The sequence below is a fragment of the Bacillus sp. IBL03825 genome (assembly GCF_024712505.1).
Classification (GTDB): domain Bacteria; phylum Bacillota; class Bacilli; order Bacillales; family Bacillaceae_G; genus Bacillus_A; species Bacillus_A wiedmannii.
In genome coordinates this window covers 2,693,946-2,714,197 of sequence record NZ_JAMXKE010000001.1, presented here as the reverse complement: position 1 = coordinate 2,714,197, position 20,252 = coordinate 2,693,946, and the positions used below count along the sequence as shown (strand labels likewise).

The window sequence follows — 20,252 nt, the reverse complement described above, 5'->3', positions numbered from 1 at the left end:
TAGCAAGCTAAAAAATCTTCCTAAAGGTGAGGGAGATTTTTTTATGTTAAAAATAAACGTTATGTTAACTAGAATAATGAACAATGAGTGTAAGGAAAGTCAAGCGTAAATAACAGAAATAACAACAAATAAAGTAAAGTTATAAAACGTGTGTAAATAGCAATATAAATTCATTAAGTAAAACATAAAATAAAATTACTAATTTATATTTTGTATAGAAATAATTTTTTACATGAGAATTTCTTGCCGATCAAAAATGATTTTAATTCGTTAAATCTTAATGGATTATTGATTTGAATTTGATGTGATGGATTTATAACAAAAAGATTGATAAAAACTGTAGAAATTCGTTTAGATACGATTTTATTTAAATTTCACTAAAAATCTCCGTTTCGTCTCATTAAGTATAGTTTACTTGGTTTTTGATACCTGAGATTGCTTTATTTCTATAACTGCCTATAATATATATTATGTTAACTAGTAAAAAGTAATAAACTTATTATAAGTTAGTTTTAGTGGTTAGCCTCCCCTTTTTCTTTTAAATCATTCTGTGTGATGGATTGTTTAGTTATTTGTTTTATAAGTTCTTGATGATAATGTCTTCAGGTATAAATTAGATTTAAGACAATAAAAAATGCAATTCGTTTTAAATGAACGCATTAAACGAATTGCATGGATAAATTATTAATAATAAGTTTTTAAAATTAGTTTGCTACAGCAATTGCTTCAATTTCAATTAATAAGTTATCGGTAATTAACTTTCTAACTTCTACAGCTGAACTTGCTGGTGGATTTTTAGTATCTATGTATTGATCTCGTATATCTCTAACAATGGCCATTTGAGAAATATCTGTTAAGAAAAATGTTAATTTTACTACATCATTAAATTGTAATTCCGAAGTTTCTAATGCACTTTTAATATTTTCGAATACTTGTTGCGTTTGTGTAGCTAAATCACCAACACCAACTATTTGACCATCAGTATTTATTGCTACTTGCCCAGATATGTAAATTGTTCGTTTTGCGTTACTAATTTCGACTACATGCGAGTATCCAAAAGTTGGTGGCATCGTTTCTGGATTGATAAATTTCTTTTGCATGGTGTCTCTCTCCTTTTTTAGTAAATTAATTGTAAAATCCATGTATTTATTATGTTCCATAAATAAAACTAAGAATCCTTTAATGATTTCAAATTAAAAACCTTAGTATAGCTATCTTCATACCTATACTAAGGTTTTCTAGAGTTTTATATTTAGTTATCGCTAGTGGAACTTGTCAAATTAATCTCTTCATACTCTCTTTTAAATTGATTATCATTTTTTAACCAACGTTTAAAAGTCGATTCGCTTATTTCTAAATTTGAACAAGTTGTAGCATTGCATTTATTTTTCACATATTCTTTAAGGAAATTTTGTTTTCTTTGTTTAACGGCAGTTTGAGTTTGTTTTAGTTTTCGATCTTGTACTTGGTCTAAACTTAGACTTTCTTTCTGAAACACTTCATATTTTCTATGCAAATAAATATCTTTGTCTTTATAAATCCAATTTGAAAATAGTTGTATTGATTTTCTTTCTGTATGATACCATCTGCTGCTATAAACCCTAAAATATAAGCTGTGTTATTTGACCACGTTTTAAAATAATCTTCTGTTATGTCATACTTTCTCTTCCAACTCCCTATAGTGCGACTTGGAACGTTATTCTCTGTTAACACCATACGAATATACCTAGCAGAAACATTAGCAAGTGTAGCGATTTCTGAGGTGCTCTTCCCTTCTGCATATAGCTGCGTTATTTCAGATTTTGATAGTTTACATTTTGAGTACTTTTTTCTATTTACTTGCATTTATTAATTCTCCTTCCTTTTATTATTTAAAGGCGTATTTACTTCTATAACATACAATGAAACGTATGTTCTTCGTTGCGTATAAGAAGGTATTTACTAAATTAAAACAATTTACATTTACTTTATATTGGTTTTATCTGCTGCTATATGATTTGTATTTTATATATAAGAATAATGAATTTTACAAATTTATGAAATGTACTGCATTAAAGATGAAAGGTAAAATGATTTCGTTTAAACTACAATTAGCTACAATAACAACATACGTATATTGTTAAACGTAAAAAGGAGAACGAATGAAAAAGAAATATATAAATCAAATTCATACTGATGTAAGTTTTAAACCGAAAGATATTATAGGTTTAATGACGGATTACTTTAAAATGAAAACAAAGCTGCGTCCTGTAAAGAATTTACCTACTGTTTTATCGAATAAAAATAATGAATCTTTAGAGAGTCTGACATGGTTTGGGCACTCTGCTTCTCTTTTAAAAATAGAAGGTAAAACATTGTTATTAGACCCGATGTTTGGAGATGCCTCTTCCCCATTTCCTCTGTTTAATAGTAAACGTTATAGTGGTGTTTTTTCTTTAGAACGTGAAGAGCTTCAAGAAATTGATGCGATTATCATTTCACATAATCACTATGACCATTTGAATTACAAGAGTATTATGCAGTTAAAAGATCGTGCAAAACATTTTTATGTTCCAACTGGAGTTGCGCAATATTTAATGAAATGGGGCGTTTCACCTAGTAAAATTAGTGAGCATAATTGGTGGGACGAAATTGCGTTTGATAATATAAAATTAGTTTGTGCACCTGCAAGGCATTTCTCAGGACGAAGTATGACAGATAGAGATTGTTCGTTATGGTGTTCATGGCTTATTCTTGGTCAAGAGACTAAGGTTTTCTTTAGTGGTGATAGCGGCTATGCTCCTCACTTTAAGGAAATTGGTGATAAATACGGTCCATTTGATCTTACATTGATGGAATGCGGGCAATATGATCCGAGATGGCCTGCGATTCATATGTTGCCTGAAGAAACGGTACAAGCTCATATTGATGTAAAAGGAGAATTACTTCTTCCGATTCATTGGGGTGCTTTTACATTAGCATTACATGAATGGAGTGATCCGATTGAACGAGTTACGAATGAAGCACAACGTTTAGGAGTTAAAATCGCAACGCCGCAAATTGGTGAATCGACTACGTTAAAATCTACAGACTATCCGTCATCAGCCTGGTGGAGAGAAATTTAATTATAAATAAAAAAGAGTGAACCCTTTTATAAGGAATTCGCTCTTTTTCTGTATGTAAACTTATTTCACTATGTTTGCTTTCCCGCTATCTAAAACTCTATTTGTTTGTACAGAGGTAATATTAATAACCGTATTCATACTTTTATCAGTTAGTTCAATGAGTTCGTTTTCGTGATTGATTTTCTGTAAATCCCACACCATTCCATTGAACTCGTTATGCTGTCCACTTACTCTTACTATATTTTTCGTTTTACTTGATGGTTGTATTTGTAGATTTGTAAATTGGTTCCCACTAATTTCATTTGGTGTAGTTACATTACTATCCATATAAATCATATTTACACAATCTTCAAGTGAGAAGTTCATAAAACGGTTGGCATTTATCCAAGCATAACCAGATTGCGGTTTCTTTGCTACTAATTTCAGCCCAGTTTCCATTCCTACAACTTTTATATTTTCAAAGTTAATAAATGAAATTTCATTTTCTTTCCCACCAGCATACAATGAAATTCCGGTACCTTTATTCGTTTCTGTCCAATTAATAATATTTATATCTTTTATTTGTGTTTTGTGCCAAGTGTTATAATACTTATTTTTTCCGTCTAAATATATAACTTCAGAATTAAATGTAGGATCGTCTATCGCTATATAAGCTCCTTCGATAGAAGCGTTTTTTTCTAATTCTAGAACTCTAAAATTACCTTCAACAACAAACTGTGTTCCATAACCGAATAATAATTTTACACCTTTTTTCACTACGATTGGTGACGTAATTTTATATTTCTTATCCTCAAGCAATACTGTTTTAATTGTACTAGCCTCTGCTTTATTAATAGCAGATTGTATTTTGTTTGAATCATTTTTACCTTTAAAGTCTTCTACATACACCTTATCATTTTTAGCTAAACTATCTTTTTTATTGAATTGATAAAAAGCAAAAGTAATTAGAACTACAGCTATGAGTAAAATAATTATTTTCTTCATTACACTCATCCTCATATAAGTTTTCTCCTTGGCTACTCTTCGAATAATCTATGGCTTTTATATTTAGGTTATAATGATTGTGCTGTGTATTATAGATTACAATTCCTGCTTTTTATAATTGAACTATATTATCTATAGAACTGTCCTACTTAGCCAATTCTTCATTCCTATAATCTATTAATTTATGATTAGATAAAACAAAGTTGTGTTCTAATATTAATTCATTGTGGAGTATTTTAGATAAAAATTTAGGTATCATCTCTCCTACGCCGTAATTATAGTCACTTAAAATCCAAGAAATCTCTTTCCAATTTAAAATTCCTTCTGATGCTTTTTTGGGAGTTTGATATGTAAATTCACTAAGTAGCTCTACTAGATAAATATACATACCGCCAGAATATGAAGAATCCTCCCATTTAATAATGCCTTTAAATTGAATTTGATCATGCTTAACTTCTATATTAGTCTCTTCTTTTATTTCACGAATCGCATTTTCTAAAGGTGTTTCTCCCTTTTCTATCTTTCCACCTACCCCGTTCCATAATCCTTTTACAGGGTCATATTCTCTATTTAACATAAGTATCTCTTCATTTCTCTTTATAAAACATAAAGTGTGCTTGTACATAATGTGATTCCTTCCTTTGTTATTAATAAGCTCTTACTGGAGATATAAGATGTACTGCTGCAGATTGTGTCCCTGCTTCAATTAATATCGGTCTCATAGAACCACTGAAACTTAAAGTAACCGTTTCTTCTTTTATTGCCTTTAAGGCATCCATCATAAATCGTCCATCAAAAGATATATTTAATTGTTTTTCACCTTGAATCGTATCTATCTGTTGTGTCTCGGATATTTTTCCAATCTGAGAAGCATTAGAAGAAATTTTAATTGTTGATTCGTTTATGATTTCTAAGTTGACATTGTTATTTGCCCATTCGCTTGCTAATAAGTTTGATCGATCTACACCTTGTAAAATCCTTTTTCTATCTACGTTAATGACTGTTTGAAATTCATTTGGAATTAAACTAGATATATTAGGATATTTTCCTTCAATTAATCTTGAATATAATGTAGTTGTACCGAATGTAAAAATAATGTGACTTTCTGAAAGATAGATGTATACGAATTCTGAATTACTATTCATTAATTTTAGCAGTTCACTAATAGTTGCACTTGGTACGATACAACTTGCTTTCACATCTGTAGATATTTTCGTTTCGCGTATAGCAAGTCTATGTGAATCAGTTGCTACGCAAATTAACTTAGTATAATCTAACTCTAAATGAACACCAGTAAGAACAGGTCTAGATTCATTTTTAGCTACTGCAAAGGCTGTTTGTTTAAACACTTCAATCAATTGTTCCGTTTCTACTTGTACTTTTGCATGATCGTCTATAAGTGGTACATTCGGAAACTCATATGTTGGAAGTCCATTTAAGTTTAATGTAATTTCTTCTGACTGTATCGCAATGATTTGCTCATCCTTACTTTTTATTGTTACATTGCTTGGCATTTTCTTTATAATTTCAATGAAATATTTTGCAGGTACTACAATAGTCCCTACTTTTAATATAGTTGTAATTTGGTCGTCTTCGTTAGAACTAGGGATGAATCTTTCGATGAAAATATTTGAATTACTTGCGATTAAAGTAATTCCAGATTGATCTGCAATTATTTTTATACCGGATAGTATAGGGATTATAGCTTTGGTAGATATAGCTTTACTTACTTCTGAAAGTGCTTGAGTGAAATGTTTATGATTAACGATAAACTCCATTTTTTCCCCGCCTTACATGAAATGATAATTTTATGAAGATTGATGAATGATTGTTCCGTTAAAGAAGTAAGGTACTGTTTCTTTCCTTTGTAATGTATTTAATAAGTGTTCTGGTATACGTAAATGCGGTGCTGCTCTATGTAATTCCATCCAAGTAATCTCTTCAATTTCTTTTGGCCTTGATATATATGTCTCTCCGCCAATTATTTCGCCTAAAAAATTAAAGAAAATTGCATGGTGACCTCTCTCTTCGAAAAAAGCTTCGCTGATAGAACAAATACCGTTTACAGTTATATGTAAACCCTGTTTCTTCTTTCACTTCCCGAGTTACTGCCTCTTCTAACGTTTCTCCCAATTTAACTGCGCCACCTGGTAGCGTGTAATAAGAACCGTTCTTTCCTTTGTTTTTTACCATTAAGATCTTTTCGTTTGTATTATCGTATAAAAGTGCATATGTAACATTTACTTTTTTCATCTAAGTCCACCTTTAATAACGAGAATTTTCTGCCTTTGTTACATTCTACCATTTAATCGTTTTAAAATATAAAAAAGTTAATAGAGTAGTTCATTTATCTGCTCTTAGTAAAAGTAATAATCGATAAACCTTCATTACTAAATAAAAAAGAACGTATTTTGAAAGTAAATATTCAACGTACGCTCTTTATGCTTTATTTTGGGATTCTATATATTTTCTAATCTTTTTTCTAAATAATATCGATTGTGCCCTTTAGGGTGGTCTTCACTTACTCCAATCACCTTATATCCATGCTTTTTATAAAAATCAGGAGCTTGAAAGCTAAAAGTATCTAAATTGATTAGCCTACATTCATTTTCAATTGCAGATTCTTCAATAAGTTTTAATAACTTGCTTCCGTAGCCTTCGTGTCTATACTCATCAGAAACCCAAAGGAAATCGACATGTACGTGGTGCCAAAATGTAATTGCAGTTATTCCGCCTACAATTTCTTCCTTTTCATTTCTCACTATAAAACTAATTTTTTCTGAAGGCTTTTTCTCTTCATCCGAAATATGTTTTTGGTTATATTCAATTACTTTTTCTCTTATGTAATCACTATCTTCTTGGACCCATTGTTTTACTATTTTCATTTTAAGTAGCACACTCCTTTTAAAGTATATATTCAATTTAATAATCGTAATATCCTGTCTAACTTAATAGTCGTAGAGCACTGTTTCATTTCACTAAAATAAAGAAAAGCCGTACTACATTTTATCTGTAGTACGGCTTTATACGGCGTTTGATTCTTTTTAATTAAAACTTCCGTTAGTTTTAACATATTAGTACAATAATTCAATTGTATTACTGCGAAAAAGAATGAACATTCCTAAGCCAATTAGAACAATTGGAACGATAATATGACAATTTCTCTCAAGTACTTTAGCTAAAATAGGAGCTCTTAACAATGTGTAGCTAATAAAACACCATATTGCTATCATACAAAAAAAGATAACTAATGTAACAATATTAGTTTTAAGATTTTGACTAGCGAACATGGGTATATAAATTGAAATATTATCAGCTCCATTAGCTAATGTAATCGAGGCTACTTTAAATAATGAGCTAGAAGCGTTATCAATGACTTCATTCCTTTTATAAGAACGAAGTGACAATAGTACTTTTACCCCCATATACATTGGCACGAATCCTAATAACCCAATCCACGATATAGGAATGAAAAAAGAGCTTAAAGAACCAATGATACTTAGGAAAATAATTACACTAAACCCTAAATATTGTCCAACAACAATATAAAGTTCTTTCATCTTAGTTTTTTCCCGGACAGCTCTACCTTCTTTCTTAATTACTCCTGTCTTTACTTGTGAAAATAAAACAAGGAGTATAAAAATGTCATCAATATTTGTTGAAGTGAATGCCATAAAAGAAGAAATTATGGTTGTAACCAATATAAGCCAACTACCTTTATAATAAAATACTGGTATATAAATGAATTTCATGTCTAATAAAAAAATTGGTTAATGTAGGTTTAAAATAACATTTCAGTTCCTTTTATAAAACCATATGAATATTTTACTAATCTGCTACTTAGTTCGTTGAGAAATAAATCATTTTATTACTTTTCAAATCATTTTACTTAGAATTAAGTAATTCTTTTCTTCCTACACGAGTAGTAAAAACGGAAAATCAAATATTTTGCAATATAAAAAGAGCCCTATATAAGGACTCTTTTTATAATTAAGCTATCTTCCGATACAAATGTTGTGTTTCTTTATTCTTTTCTGCTTTTGGTGGACGAATTAAAATCGAAATAATGAAGGAAATAACACTTAAAACACCGATTATAATAAAGGTCGGTTGAAATCCACCAAGTAATGCTCCAATGAACGCTCCTGCAAGTGCACCAAACCCGAAACCTTGATATACAATCCCGTAATTTGTACTATGGTTTTTTAATCCGAAGAAATCTCCAACAATTGCTGGGAAGATTGTGATATTACCACCAAAGCAAAAGGCAACACTTGCTACACAAGCGAAATAAATACCGTAATTTAGTGGAATGAAACTTAAAGTAAAGACTGACAATCCAATAATAATAAACGTTGCAGAGACAATTTTCATTCGGCCAATTTTATCTGATAACGTTCCAAGAACGATTCTACCTACCGTATTAAAAATTGCAATCATTGCAACGGCGTTAGCGGCGGTTGCTGCACTAAGTCCAACGAGCTGTACCCCAATATCTTTCACCATACCGATTAAATATAGACCGCCCATACACGATGTGAATAGCATAAAAAACAAAAGATATACTTGTTTCGTTCGCATCATTTCACGAGGCGTATAATCATTGTGTAATGTCTCAGTTACAGTATTACTCACTATTGCTTCACGTAAGAAGAACGATCCGGTTAATACTAAAAGTAAAACGATGATACCCCAATATAAAAATGCTTGTGATACACCAAGACTATCGATAAGACTTCCGTTTATATATCTAAAGATTAAGCTGCCCATTCCATATGCCGAAACAGATATACCAGAAATAAGTCCTTTTCGATTTGGAAACCATTTAATTAAATTAGATAGTGATGTAATATAAGCAGTTCCATCTGCATAACCAACAACGACACCAGCTAATAAATATAGTAATGGTAAGGAAGAAACTTGTGAACTAAGTATTAAACCGAGCCCCAAAACAATCCCTGCAGTAGCGATGAGTTTACGAAGTCCTAATTTTTGCTGCAACTTTCCTGCAAATAAGGTTGAGAATGATAATGAAAAACTTGTTATGGAGAAAGTTATCGCTACGGAATTGAGGTTCCATCCAAACTTACTAACAAGGGGTTGATTAAATAAACTCCATGTATAAATTGTTCCAAGGCCAATTTGAACAATAATTGTACCTAGAACAATTAGTAACGGATTTATAGAAGTTTGTTTCATACTAACTGTCCCCTTCTTTTATTTTGACATGATTTTTCACAGTTAGTATAACCATCATAAAATGCAAGATACTGTGTGGAAAATGGAAATTAAGTTCATATACACAAAAAGACACTTCATAATGAAGTGTCTTTTTGCAGGTTATATTAGATTTACTTAAAGAAAGCTTTGTTAAGATAAGACATTTTCGAATGCTTATGTATATAGGGTACCAAAAGATTTTTGTTATGTGATGGGACTTAAGATGTATTTTTCATTCATCATATAGTCCGATGAACGAAAAATTAGTATTCAATTTCATCAAAATCCTTCGGCTGCGGTACCGTTTGCATATTAGCAGCATCTTTAGGATCGCTATAAATTGCATTTTGTTCTGTATTCACATCTTTAATATTTTGTTTTTTGTTTTTATTCATTTTATCTTTCATTTTCTTTCACTCCTTTTCATTATAGGTGTAATTATGCCCTATTACCGTTACGAAATGTATCAGCGACTAAATTGCTAAATTCACGTAAATAATATAAATAATTATCACCGCCGTAGTTATATCTTTTATTGTACATTTTCGCAACAACTACATTACATTCAGGTATTACTAAAAGAGTCGGTCCTGTAATTCCTAATATTTGATACGATCCTTTCGGCACTCGTTCACCAAGTTCACTTGAAAGCGCAGGTTCATTTTGAACATACCAAAACAACCCGTTTTGTGGTAGTTCATTGTTTGTAAATGTTGGACTCTGCAAACCTGTTGCAATTTCTATCACTTCTTTTGGAATAATTTTCTTACCATTTATCACACCTTGATTTAAATGAAGATTGCCCCAATAAGCAAATTCTCTAGCTGAGACAAACAGATTTTTTTCAGTACCATCATCTACCGTACCAATTTCACTAATTGCGTCTTCATTTGGATTATCAACAACTTTAACTAAGTTTTCATCTTGCTGAATTCTCCAACCTGTTTCTTTGAAGTTAGCTAGATCAAAAACACGCTCCTTTAACAATTCAGGAAAACTTTTGTTATATAGCTGATAAATAAGACGTGTTACCATTCTTACATTAATATCTCTATACGCCCATGCTTGTCCAGGTTCAAATTCACGAAAAATTGTCCCGTCATTCGTTTCTCCTAAACCGTGCGAATGGGTTACTAAATGTCTTATCGTTGTTTTACCAAGTAATACAGGGTCGAAATCATTAAAGTACTTTATCGCCTCGTCATCAATAGAATTTATTTTCCCCTCGTAAAGCGCATATGCTACCATTAATCCTAAATAACTTTTTCTCGCAGAAGCAACATTAAATTGTGAAGATGCTGTTATTTTTTTACTTGTAGATATATTTGAATGATGACCACTATAATGCTCTAGTACAATTTTATTATCTTTTATAATGCACAGTGCTGTTGCAGAACTATGATTTTCTTCTTTTATATTCTCAACCCAAGAAATCAATTTATCGTACGTATACAAATAAATCCCCCTTACCATGAATAAAAAATTACAACATGAAAGAAAAGTATAAAATAGTATTTACACCTTTCTTTCATGTGAAATATTATTGATGTTCTATACTTAAATGATCCACCAGTTCCAGCAATTAAAGCAGCTGAAACATCCAGCGCAACCTACGCATCCGCCACAACGTCCTGCACAACCTCCGCATCTTCCGCCGCCACATCCACCACAGCGTCCACCACAACCTCCACATCCGCCACAACGACGCGCTTCGTCTTGAATGTAATAGTATGGATATTGATTTTGTTGTAGTTGATCCCAATACACAACATTACCAGATTGATAATCATTAAGGTTTAATGATTGTAATTCTTGTTGAAACTGATTCATTACGAAACCCTCCATTTATACAAATAAATTCCGTCCAAATGTTACAGTTTATCTATTTTTGCAAACAAAGTAGAAATAAGACTATAGACTAAATGCGTACATCAACAAAATATGAACTTACACTAGGTGATGTACCTTGTTTTATAGCCTATTTTCTTAATCTCCTTTCAGTGGACGTATTTACTATTAATAGAGGTGCTTAAAAATTACTAATCCAACAGTTGAGTAGTTCATCACTTAATTTTCTTTCTAGTAACTCTTTAACTGAAGGCACTGGCATGATTTTATGCGTATGTAAAGCTTCTTGATTATAATCTATCCAGTGAAACGCTAAATGAGTTTCTTTAGATTGTGGTATGAAATCAATATGTAACTCTTGCGAATCTACTTCAAAAATGTGATTGATTTCATGATGAATAACTTCTCGGTCTTCCCATTGGTTTTCTATGACTCCTAAAAAGTTTTTTATACTACAGTTTACTCCGAGTTCTTCTCGTAGTTCTCTTATTAATGCATTCTCAGCTGATTCGCCAACTTCAACATGACCACCTGGTAAAAAATAATGATGGCCAATATATTCAGACATTAACAATTTTTTATCCTTTATCATAACAGCGCGTACAATATGGTGAAATTTATTTTTCAATTGCTATTCCTCCCAGTTATTTAATTTCATCTTTCATTTCACATCTTTACTTCGTATTACTTAAACGAACAAACGATATACTTGCTCACCATCATATTCATGTCCCAATGGTTGAAAACCGTAAAGTTCATACAGTTTCTTTGCAAAGACATTATCTTTATGTACTGTTAATCTAATTTCTTTACACGCCTTACATGTATTTTTTATTAAGTAAATACTTTCTTGTAATGCCGCTTTACCATACCCATTACCTTGCTGCATTTGATCAATAATAAATCCATTTATCCAATACATATCAGTTGTTTCTCTTACAACAGCATGCATAATAAAACCAACCATTAGATTGCCGTCATATATCGCAAATGGTATATACTCTACATTGTCTCCATCTGGTTTTATATACACTTTAGCAAGTGAAACTGCTACAGATGGAACAAATTTTATTTGCTCTTCTTTAACTTGTAACTTTAATGCATCTTCCCAATTCTCTCTCGTAACAACTTTTAACTGGACATTCAATATTGTAAGCTCCTTTATAAAAAGAATGTATTTATATATTCAACGTAGTGAAATATATCCCTTTTTCGACAACAACTTATAACATGATTTTTATAAAATCTTGAATGAATTGTTGTTCATCAATTTCTAACGCTATACGGGAACCTTTAGATATAGAGCTAGGGCGAAAATCAGCGAATGTTTGTCCTTTCGTATCTCCGTATGTATCTACATTCACTGTACGAAGCGCAAATTTTAAAAAACTTGGGTTAACTAATCCACTTATAGCAACCACATCATGTAGCAAAGGCCCTTCGATAGATGGATTAAGTTTTTGGTATGCAGATAAATAGTAATCATACATCGGTTTCATTATCGTATGAAATGGATTTTTTGCATTAGCTTGGATATAGTTAAATACATTTGGAGTTAACACAGCTTTATTTGTTACATTTAAAGGGAATATAAATAAATTCTTTGCTTGCTGAAAAATAATTTTACTTGCTATAGGATCTCCATACACGTTTGCCTCTGCTAATGGCGTAACGTTTCCTACTTCTAAAAAAACACCACCCATGAAATAGATTCCTTTTACATTCAGCATTAAATCATTCCATAAATTAAAAGCAATCGCTAACGAGGTAGATCTTCCTACATCGACAATTGTTAAATCTTTCCCGTACTTTACAAGAATCGCAGCAATACTGCCAAAATTGTATATCGGAATAGATAATACGCTTTCTGGAACATGGATGGGCCCTAATCCTTCTGCTCCGTGAATTTCAGGGTAGTACATAGTAATTTCTTCTGTAAGTGGTTTTGTTGCACCACTAATGACAGGAATGTCTTGTCTATTTGCTAACTGTAAAATATACGCTGCATTATGTGCAGCATGTATATGCTCAACATTTCCGTATCCGGTTACAATACCGACAATTTCAATTTCGGGATGCAATAAACCATACATAATAGCAAATGAGTCATCAATACCTGGGTCTCCGAAAAATAATACTTTTTCCAAGAAATACCCTCCCCTCATAAAAAATTGAGTCATTAATAACTATGTATATGAAAAAAGTAAGTATATCTATGCAAATTTTAGAACGGATAATGTTTTACAAAATATTAAAAAGGAACTAGCGTATGCTAATTCCTTTCTTAAGTAACCATTCTCAAATTTAATTAATTATCGTATCCTTCATAAATTGCAGCATTTATTTGATTTTGTGTCTTTTTATCTTCAGGTACAGGTTTCCACCAATTTCCTGTAATAAATAACATAGTTAATAAATTATAACTATCACTAAAATAGCTTTCTCTCTTATTCTTCATCCAATCCCAACCCCTATTTACCCACTTTTGATTATTGCTATCCGTTATACTTGCAGCAATAAACGGTGAAACAAATACAGCAGTTGGATAACTACCAATATTGGATCCGTTTAATTGATAACCATCCACAATGATAGTAGATTATATGAAAGAAAAAATCGAAAACGGAGAATGGCCTATCGGAAGTAAGATTCCTAGTCAACGGCAGTTAGCCAAATTATTTCATATAAATCGAAGTACTGTAATAACTGCGCTAGATGAACTTATGGCAGATGGATTGATTCAAGGGAAAATTGGAGCAGGAACAATTGTAACGAATAATACATGGTCATTATTAGCGACGAATCCCCCGCCTGATTGGAGTGAATATGTAAAAGCTGGTATTCACAAGCCTAGCAAGTTAATGGTACGAGAAATAAATGAAGCAGAAGCAAATAAAAAACTTATCCATCTTAGTAAAGGTGAACTTGCGCCTCAACTTTTCCCGTTAGAAACTATGCAGTCCATTATGAAAAGCGTAAGTGACGAAATAGATTATTTTGGATACGAAGAACAAAAAGGTTTTTTGCCGTTACGTGAAGCAATTAGTAAATACGTAAAATCATTCGGAATATATGCATCAGCCAGTTCTATATTAATCGTCTCTGGTGCATTACAAGCACTCCAATTAATATCAATTGGTCTTTTGCATAGAGAATCAACCGTTTTACTTGAACAACCTTCTTACTTATATTCACTTCATGTATTTCAATCAGCAAATATAAATCTATCTGGTATATGTATGGATCATCACGGTATTTTACCTAACGAATTATTACAACGCATTAAATACAGTCAAAAGAAAAACATTTTATATTCTATCCCTAGTTTTCAAAACCCAACAGGGGCATTAATGTCTCAAGAACGAAGAAAAGAAATAATAAAAATATGTGAAAAGGAACAGTTACCTATAATTGAAGATGATATTTACCGAGAATTATGGATTGATGAACCACCTCCAGCTCCTTTAAAGTCGATAGATAAACATGGACATGTAATATATGTTGGTAGTCTTTCTAAAACACTTAGCCCAGGACTTAGAATTGGATGGATCATTGGAACCGAACCAGTGATTGATAGATTGTCACATATAAAAATGCAAACAGACTATGGATCGAGTTCATTATCTCAAAGAGTTGCTGCTGAATGGATAAATAAAGGTTTTTATGAAGAACATGTTGCAAACGTAAGAATTAAACTAAAAGAACGAAGACAAATCATGATACGAGCTTTAAATAAGTACTGCGCAGATATTGCATCGTGGGATATTCCTAGTGGCGGATTATTTATATGGCTAAAGATTGTACCTAGCATTCCGATGAAGAAATTATTTTCAGAGGCACTATCAAATGGAATTCTTTTAAACCCAGGACGTATTTATGAAGAAGAATCAGATCGGTACATTCGCTTATCATATGGATATGCTTCACCAGAGCAAATGACTAACGGGATTAAATTGTTGAGTGAATTAATCCGTAAGCTAATGTCATAACAAAAACTCCTCTTTACTATAGAGGAGTTTTTATGTATCTTATTTACCACAATCTCATTTCCTGTCCCAATAAAATAAGTTCGTCATAAGGGTCTCCGTCAATATTTAATACTTGAGCAAAAGCAGGTTCTGTTTTTAAACCGCTCTCTTTTAAGTGAAGTATTTCTTCCCTTATATGGGGATGCTGCATTAATAACATGTGCTCTACTATCATATGTCTATATGCATTTTGGTTACGTACTGGCTTAGGCTGAGCAAATAATTCAAATTCAAAACCTTCAAACTCAAAATTTACCTTTATCGATTCTGTAGTTTTAATTTTTTTCTTTTTTATTTTGAATCCTTTATAAGAACCGTATAAAGATCTCATTTCCTGTTCAAAAACATCAAAGTTATGTACTTCCATTACTATATCTAAGTCAGATTGAAGAGTATCAATTCTAATAGGAATTGTCCCGCAAAGAACCGGACTATACAAAGTTAAATCCTCCATAATGTTAAGTTTATTCAAAACATCATACACTTTTTGTTGCTTTTCATTCCCTGATTGTAAATATGTAATAGATGTAAACATGGAAGTCTCTCCTTCATTTCACGTAGTACGTGTCTCACTATATCCAAGAAAAATTTGTCCGTTTAAATTTGTTCTAGGAGTACCTTTATTTCAATATATTAAGGTCGATAAAAAATATGTTTCAACTTTTCTCCTATACTGCAATACTATAAAAATAAAAAAGGAGGAATTATTATGAGCATTTTCAACATTCTTTTAACCATCCATATATTATTTGGAACAATATGCTTAATCACTGGTATTGTAGCGATGGTTGCCCAAAAGAAGAAAGGAAAACATACGGAATGGGGTGAAATATATCATGCATCCTACGTTGTCATCACCCTTACTGCAATTATATTATCCATTATAAACTGGGATCAAATCGCATATTTATTTTATGTAGCAATTTTCTCTTATTCATTTGCGATTTATGGCTACCTGGCACGAAAAAAACGTTGGAAAAATTGGCTGCATCACCATATTAGAGGTATGTTAGGTTCTTATATAGGTGCGGTAACTGCACTTTTAGTAAACGTCGGTATTCATATTCCCTTAATAAATTTACTGCCACCTATATGGTTTTGGTTTTTACCTACATTAATCGGTATTCCTCTCGTAGCCAGTGTATCAAAAAAATATAAAAAGCGTAGTTAAAATTCATTACAATTCCGTTACTTTCTGATGGTAATTACAAAAAATCATACCCAATGTAATATTTTATTAACAAATTCATATTGCTTTAAGTTCGTCACTTAGAGCTAAATAAAAAGAATCCAATAAAAATATTGGATTCTTTTTCGGATTTCATTTCAATATCGGCGCTATGTATTCAATGATGTTACCATTTGAACCATAAACTATCTTTGTATACTTGTGGGTACTTGTTTTATTGGTTCAGTGATAATTACACTATTATAGTTTAACTAACGAATGTAAACGATCCGGGTAATTCGTAAACATCCCGTCAACTCCCCATAAAAGTAACTTTTTCATATCTGTTTCATTATCTACAGTAAATGGATGAACTTCTAATCCGTTTTTCTTTATACTCTTTACATAAGCTGAATCAATATATTTATAGTTCATCCCAAGACCGATACAGTATGTTTTATACTTTTTTATCTCTAATTCAGTTAAATGAGCTGCCTTTTTGTAAGATAGTAATTGTACTAGCGGTATATTAACATCTAAACTATGAATCTTTTGCAGACTTTCTTCACTAAATGATTGAATAATAATTTTATCACTTATTTCGTAGTGCTTTATAATTTCTAATAGCTTTTCTTCCATACCAGGATATTCATCTGGCGATTTTGTTTCAATGTAATAATTAGCATTATGCCCAAACGTTTCAATAATTTCTTCTAGTGTTGGAACTTTAACATCTTCAAATTCTTTCTTCGCTAAACTTGGATGCTTTTCATTAAAAAAAGAACCTGCATTAAGTTGCTTTATTTCTTCTAATGTATGTTCCTTAACTAGCCCCGTACCGTTTGTAGTGCGGTTTACTGTTTCATCATGCATAGCTACTAAATGTCCGTCTTTTGTCATTTGGAGATCAATTTCTATATAATCTCCTCTCAATTGTTGCCCTAATTTATACGCTGCTATTGTATGTTCCGGCGCATACGCAGAAGCGCCTCTATGTGCAATGTTTTTTATATGATTTAATTGATTAATAGCTTTCGTGTACTTAAGTTCATTTGCTTTATGAAAAACAAAAGTACCTATTACCATAAAGGTGCAAATGATTGTAACGATATATATCTTCTTCATAATGATGTTTTAACTCCTACATGAAAGCAATTTGACTTGGATGATTTATTCCATTAAATGTCGATTTTCAAAAACAGTCATTTGTCCTACAGATTGAAAACCAGTCTTTTTATAAATATTAATGCCATCAGGTGAAGCTTGTAATACGCATTGAGCAACTTTCAATTCCTTTGCTTCTTGCAGCAAGTAATTAAACATAGCAGAGCCGAACCCTTTCCCTCTCAATTCTTCTTTAGTTGCTATATCATAAATACCAATACTATCTTTTGTACATACTAATGAACCAACCGATACGACTTCTTCTTTATAAAATCCTAAGTACAGTTTCATTTGTTCACTATTCCATAAATCGAAAGAAGCAGTTTGATTGTAGAACGCTTGAACATGTGTACCTTCCTCTGATGTACCAAATAGATTAGCTAATGTTTCCCCAAACTTTTTAATTTGTCCTGACGAAGATGATTTTTGTATCGTAAAACCTTCTGGCATGTTTATTGTTGGATGAATTGTTTTTAAGTCTGCTACCATCGCGATATTTTGTTCTGCTTCTTTTAAGCCAAGTTTTATTAATACGCTTTTTATAGTCTGCTCATGCCTATCATCCCAAAACCAAACACTCATTGGAAGTTTCTTTTGATTATAGTTGTTTACCACTTTATATAGTTTCTCAATACCTTCCGTTAAATTATTGTTTAGTATAGTAATGATATTAAATGTATCTGCCGGTAAACCACATTCGACAGCAATGTAGTCCTTCGTTTCTTTTACATTCATTCCATGTAACTGCCGCGCAATATATGAGGTTTTATATGTGAAGTTATCTATTAGTAACTGTTTATAATTCATTCATTTTTCTCCTTTCATAAAAATTCGTTTTCGAATTCTTCAGTATTAAATATAACACATAAGAAATGTATCTATTTCTATAAAAATATCTCTATACATTACTCTTTTTTCCTCTAAAAGAATTAAAAATGATATAACGTTGTCGGAATGAAAAAAGTGGTATATAATAAACAGTAACATTACTAGTAATTATTTTAGGTATTCCTAGAATAAAGGAGCGATACATATGAAAATTACTATTTATTTCGGAAGTCATGAAGATCAAGATGTTCGTACTATGGACTGTCATTTAGATGTAGAAGATACAGAAGAGATCGTTTCTGTATCATAATATAAATAGTTGGGATGAACCCTCTTCCCTACAGCGTTTAAGGCACCTTTTACAGGTGTCTTTTTTGTTATTTTTTCATCAAAAACCCTTTACTTTAGAGTGTTTTAATAGTAAAATATAAATATACGAACAAACGTTCTTTTTTATTTTAATTGTACATGAAGGGATGATTTTTACAATGGCTCAAGCAAAGCGCAGAGGAAGAAAAAAGCAAACACCTATTATTTCAAATACAGGCTTTATCGGCTCTGTCTTTATTGATACATTGGAGTTACAAAAGAAATCCTATTATTTCGCTCGTAAAAAACTTCAAATTGTTCATCACGTACTTGATGGCCTCTCTGGAGCAACAAGTTCTCTATTTAAAGAACATAACATTTCAGCATACATGTCATGTGTGTATTTACATAAACAAAAGAAAATCGGCTTTGTTCTTTCAACGAAACCATTTGAACAAAGTGACGGTGTTTCTTACTTTATAAATTATTTAATCGAAAAGAATTTTTACGGTAACGAAGAAGTAGAATATCAAGAAGTATTTAATACAGGTTTTATCGGTGTAGTATTCGCTGATTTATGTAGCATAGATCGCTTTAATTTCGAGTTTGAAATGGGTATGTTAACGAAATTAATGAAAGATATGATTATTCCGGTTAAAGAACTCTTTTTACGCCACAATGTACCGGCCTACATCTCCACTTCTCATTTAGAGGAACAAAACAAATTAGGTTTCGTTCTATCTGTAAAACCATATGATGAACGTGCAGAAGCGGATTTATATTTTGAGGCGTATTTAAAAGAACGCGGGTTATTTAATGGTGATGAAGAAGATGATATTGATAAGATTGTTATTAGAAAAACAGCTGAACTACGATAGATAAGCGCAGGATGATTATCCTGCGCTTTTTATAATTTGAGTTTTACTTTAAATCAATATTGTGTACTGTCTTATTTTTTGTAGGGAATCATTATATTAGCTTGGAATATCCCGGAAATCTTGATCACTATGCAAAAGAATCCCTTGTAGATATAGTTAGAATTTTGTATCTCATAGAAATCTATATCCTAATTACTACTATTTATCGTTTAGTTCTTTTATTGTCTGTATTGTTTTCTTTATCTTCTTTAAAGCATCATCCATATGTTTAGAAGACTGTGTGACTGTTTCGGGGTTACCTTTATCTAAACCTTCTACCATTTCTGTTAAAGAGTCTTCGTACATTAACATTGCATCAGACAACTCTTTTTGTAAATCATCATATTTCTTAGGTGGTTTTATCTCTTTCATTTTCTGTGTTACAACCTTAAAATTACCTATTTCTGTTTTAAACTCATTTTCTGTAGTAGCAAATGAAGGGTCTTTTGCTATTACATCTGATATAACTTGATACTGGTTTACCCACTCTTTTGCTACATCATTAACCTTTTCTTTGTAATCATGTGCGTTTTTTAATCTACCATCATCTTGCTTTTCTTCTGCTACTTTTATACTATCAGTTTTCTTTGTTTCGGAGACATCCTTACTGCAACCTACTCCTAATGCTAATGTAATTGGTAAAACTACTGTTAATATTTTACGTTTCATTAATATTTACCCC

The 20,252-nt window shown here is 31.5% G+C and carries 21 protein-coding genes and 3 pseudogenes; 4 read left to right on the top strand and 20 right to left on the bottom strand.

Going from position 1 to position 20,252, the window contains the following annotated elements:
• Window positions 1-704: 704 nt before the first annotated feature.
• On the bottom strand, window positions 705-1,100 hold the full coding sequence (locus NHG49_RS13870) for a RidA family protein (protein ID WP_064475408.1): 396 nt from the start codon (window positions 1,098-1,100) through the stop codon (window positions 705-707).
• A 152-nt stretch (window positions 1,101-1,252) separates the two neighbouring features.
• Window positions 1,253-1,845, bottom strand: a pseudogene (locus NHG49_RS13865) (hypothetical protein).
• 296 nt (window positions 1,846-2,141) lie between these two features.
• Here NHG49_RS13865 and NHG49_RS13860 point away from each other — a divergent pair.
• Window positions 2,142-3,104, top strand: coding sequence for an MBL fold metallo-hydrolase (locus NHG49_RS13860; protein WP_098101559.1), 963 nt, complete (start codon window positions 2,142-2,144; stop codon window positions 3,102-3,104).
• Between the two features lie 60 nt (window positions 3,105-3,164).
• Here the strand turns inward: NHG49_RS13860 and NHG49_RS13855 are convergent, their stop codons facing one another.
• The 14 genes and pseudogenes from NHG49_RS13855 to NHG49_RS13790 all read right to left on the bottom strand — a co-directional run.
• Window positions 3,165-4,103, bottom strand: coding sequence for a hypothetical protein (locus NHG49_RS13855; protein WP_098101558.1), 939 nt, complete (start codon window positions 4,101-4,103; stop codon window positions 3,165-3,167).
• Between the two features lie 130 nt (window positions 4,104-4,233).
• Complete coding sequence (locus NHG49_RS13850) at window positions 4,234-4,713, bottom strand: NUDIX hydrolase (protein ID WP_258126145.1); 480 nt, start codon at window positions 4,711-4,713, stop codon at window positions 4,234-4,236.
• 22 nt (window positions 4,714-4,735) lie between these two features.
• Window positions 4,736-5,866 carry a DNA polymerase III subunit beta gene (gene dnaN, locus NHG49_RS13845; RefSeq protein ID WP_098101556.1) on the bottom strand — a complete coding sequence of 377 codons (1,131 nt, stop codon included), beginning with the start codon at window positions 5,864-5,866 and terminating at the stop codon, window positions 4,736-4,738.
• A 30-nt stretch (window positions 5,867-5,896) separates the two neighbouring features.
• Window positions 5,897-6,341: pseudogene (locus NHG49_RS13840) on the bottom strand (NUDIX hydrolase).
• A 206-nt stretch (window positions 6,342-6,547) separates the two neighbouring features.
• Window positions 6,548-6,973 (bottom strand): GNAT family N-acetyltransferase, encoded by a 426-nt coding sequence (locus NHG49_RS13835; RefSeq protein ID WP_258126142.1) that lies wholly within the window; start codon window positions 6,971-6,973, stop codon window positions 6,548-6,550.
• A 189-nt stretch (window positions 6,974-7,162) separates the two neighbouring features.
• On the bottom strand, window positions 7,163-7,789 hold the full coding sequence (locus NHG49_RS13830) for a cadmium resistance transporter (protein WP_064475402.1): 627 nt from the start codon (window positions 7,787-7,789) through the stop codon (window positions 7,163-7,165).
• 289 nt (window positions 7,790-8,078) lie between these two features.
• The gene (locus NHG49_RS13825) at window positions 8,079-9,287 is read right to left on the bottom strand and encodes an L-lactate MFS transporter (RefSeq protein ID WP_064475401.1); all 1,209 of its coding nucleotides are present in this window, start codon (window positions 9,285-9,287) and stop codon (window positions 8,079-8,081) included.
• Between the two features lie 284 nt (window positions 9,288-9,571).
• Entirely contained in the window at window positions 9,572-9,715 is a 144-nt protein-coding gene (locus tag NHG49_RS13820) for a hypothetical protein (RefSeq protein WP_000653369.1), read from the bottom strand.
• 31 nt (window positions 9,716-9,746) lie between these two features.
• Window positions 9,747-10,763, bottom strand: a complete 1,017-nt coding sequence (locus NHG49_RS13815; protein WP_098101555.1) for a serine hydrolase domain-containing protein — start codon at window positions 10,761-10,763, stop codon at window positions 9,747-9,749.
• A 102-nt stretch (window positions 10,764-10,865) separates the two neighbouring features.
• Entirely contained in the window at window positions 10,866-11,138 is a 273-nt protein-coding gene (locus NHG49_RS13810; RefSeq protein ID WP_064475399.1) for a heterocycloanthracin/sonorensin family bacteriocin, read from the bottom strand.
• Between the two features lie 199 nt (window positions 11,139-11,337).
• Window positions 11,338-11,784 carry an NUDIX domain-containing protein gene (locus tag NHG49_RS13805; protein ID WP_098101553.1) on the bottom strand — a complete coding sequence of 149 codons (447 nt, stop codon included), beginning with the start codon at window positions 11,782-11,784 and terminating at the stop codon, window positions 11,338-11,340.
• A 60-nt stretch (window positions 11,785-11,844) separates the two neighbouring features.
• The gene (locus tag NHG49_RS13800; RefSeq protein ID WP_098101551.1) at window positions 11,845-12,303 is read right to left on the bottom strand and encodes a GNAT family N-acetyltransferase; all 459 of its coding nucleotides are present in this window, start codon (window positions 12,301-12,303) and stop codon (window positions 11,845-11,847) included.
• A gap of 76 nt (window positions 12,304-12,379) precedes the next feature.
• On the bottom strand, window positions 12,380-13,303 hold the full coding sequence (locus NHG49_RS13795) for a nucleoside hydrolase (RefSeq protein ID WP_064475397.1): 924 nt from the start codon (window positions 13,301-13,303) through the stop codon (window positions 12,380-12,382).
• A 161-nt stretch (window positions 13,304-13,464) separates the two neighbouring features.
• Window positions 13,465-13,746 (bottom strand): annotated as a pseudogene (locus tag NHG49_RS13790) (glycosyl hydrolase family 8); the annotation flags it as partial.
• On the opposite strand from NHG49_RS13790, the gene norG reads away from it, so the two are divergent.
• Window positions 13,745-15,145 carry an efflux pump transcription regulator NorG gene (gene norG, locus NHG49_RS13785; RefSeq protein WP_098101550.1) on the top strand — a complete coding sequence of 467 codons (1,401 nt, stop codon included), beginning with the start codon at window positions 13,745-13,747 and terminating at the stop codon, window positions 15,143-15,145. The pseudogene NHG49_RS13790 and the gene norG sit on opposite strands and share 2 nt — an antisense overlap.
• A 43-nt stretch (window positions 15,146-15,188) precedes the next feature.
• Here norG and NHG49_RS13780 read toward each other — a convergent pair whose 3' ends face one another.
• Window positions 15,189-15,719 carry a DUF4269 domain-containing protein gene (locus tag NHG49_RS13780; protein ID WP_098101548.1) on the bottom strand — a complete coding sequence of 177 codons (531 nt, stop codon included), beginning with the start codon at window positions 15,717-15,719 and terminating at the stop codon, window positions 15,189-15,191.
• A 174-nt stretch (window positions 15,720-15,893) separates the two neighbouring features.
• Here NHG49_RS13780 and NHG49_RS13775 point away from each other — a divergent pair, with 174 nt between their 5' ends.
• Entirely contained in the window at window positions 15,894-16,355 is a 462-nt protein-coding gene (locus tag NHG49_RS13775) for a DUF2306 domain-containing protein (protein WP_222659722.1), read from the top strand.
• 258 nt (window positions 16,356-16,613) lie between these two features.
• Here the strand turns inward: NHG49_RS13775 and NHG49_RS13770 are convergent, their stop codons facing one another.
• Both NHG49_RS13770 and NHG49_RS13765 read right to left on the bottom strand, forming a co-directional pair.
• Window positions 16,614-17,477: a glycerophosphodiester phosphodiesterase gene (locus tag NHG49_RS13770; RefSeq protein ID WP_064475392.1), complete on the bottom strand. Its 864-nt coding sequence runs from the start codon at window positions 17,475-17,477 to the stop codon at window positions 16,614-16,616.
• 45 nt (window positions 17,478-17,522) lie between these two features.
• Window positions 17,523-18,323, bottom strand: a complete 801-nt coding sequence (locus NHG49_RS13765; protein WP_064475391.1) for a GNAT family N-acetyltransferase — start codon at window positions 18,321-18,323, stop codon at window positions 17,523-17,525.
• A 509-nt stretch (window positions 18,324-18,832) separates the two neighbouring features.
• On the opposite strand from NHG49_RS13765, the gene NHG49_RS13760 reads away from it, so the two are divergent.
• Window positions 18,833-19,531 carry a hypothetical protein gene (locus NHG49_RS13760; protein ID WP_098101545.1) on the top strand — a complete coding sequence of 233 codons (699 nt, stop codon included), beginning with the start codon at window positions 18,833-18,835 and terminating at the stop codon, window positions 19,529-19,531.
• A 198-nt stretch (window positions 19,532-19,729) separates the two neighbouring features.
• On the opposite strand, the gene NHG49_RS13755 is transcribed toward NHG49_RS13760, so the two are convergent.
• Window positions 19,730-20,239: a DUF7018 domain-containing (lipo)protein gene (locus NHG49_RS13755; protein WP_064475389.1), complete on the bottom strand. Its 510-nt coding sequence runs from the start codon at window positions 20,237-20,239 to the stop codon at window positions 19,730-19,732.
• Between the last annotated feature and the right edge of the window lie 13 nt (window positions 20,240-20,252).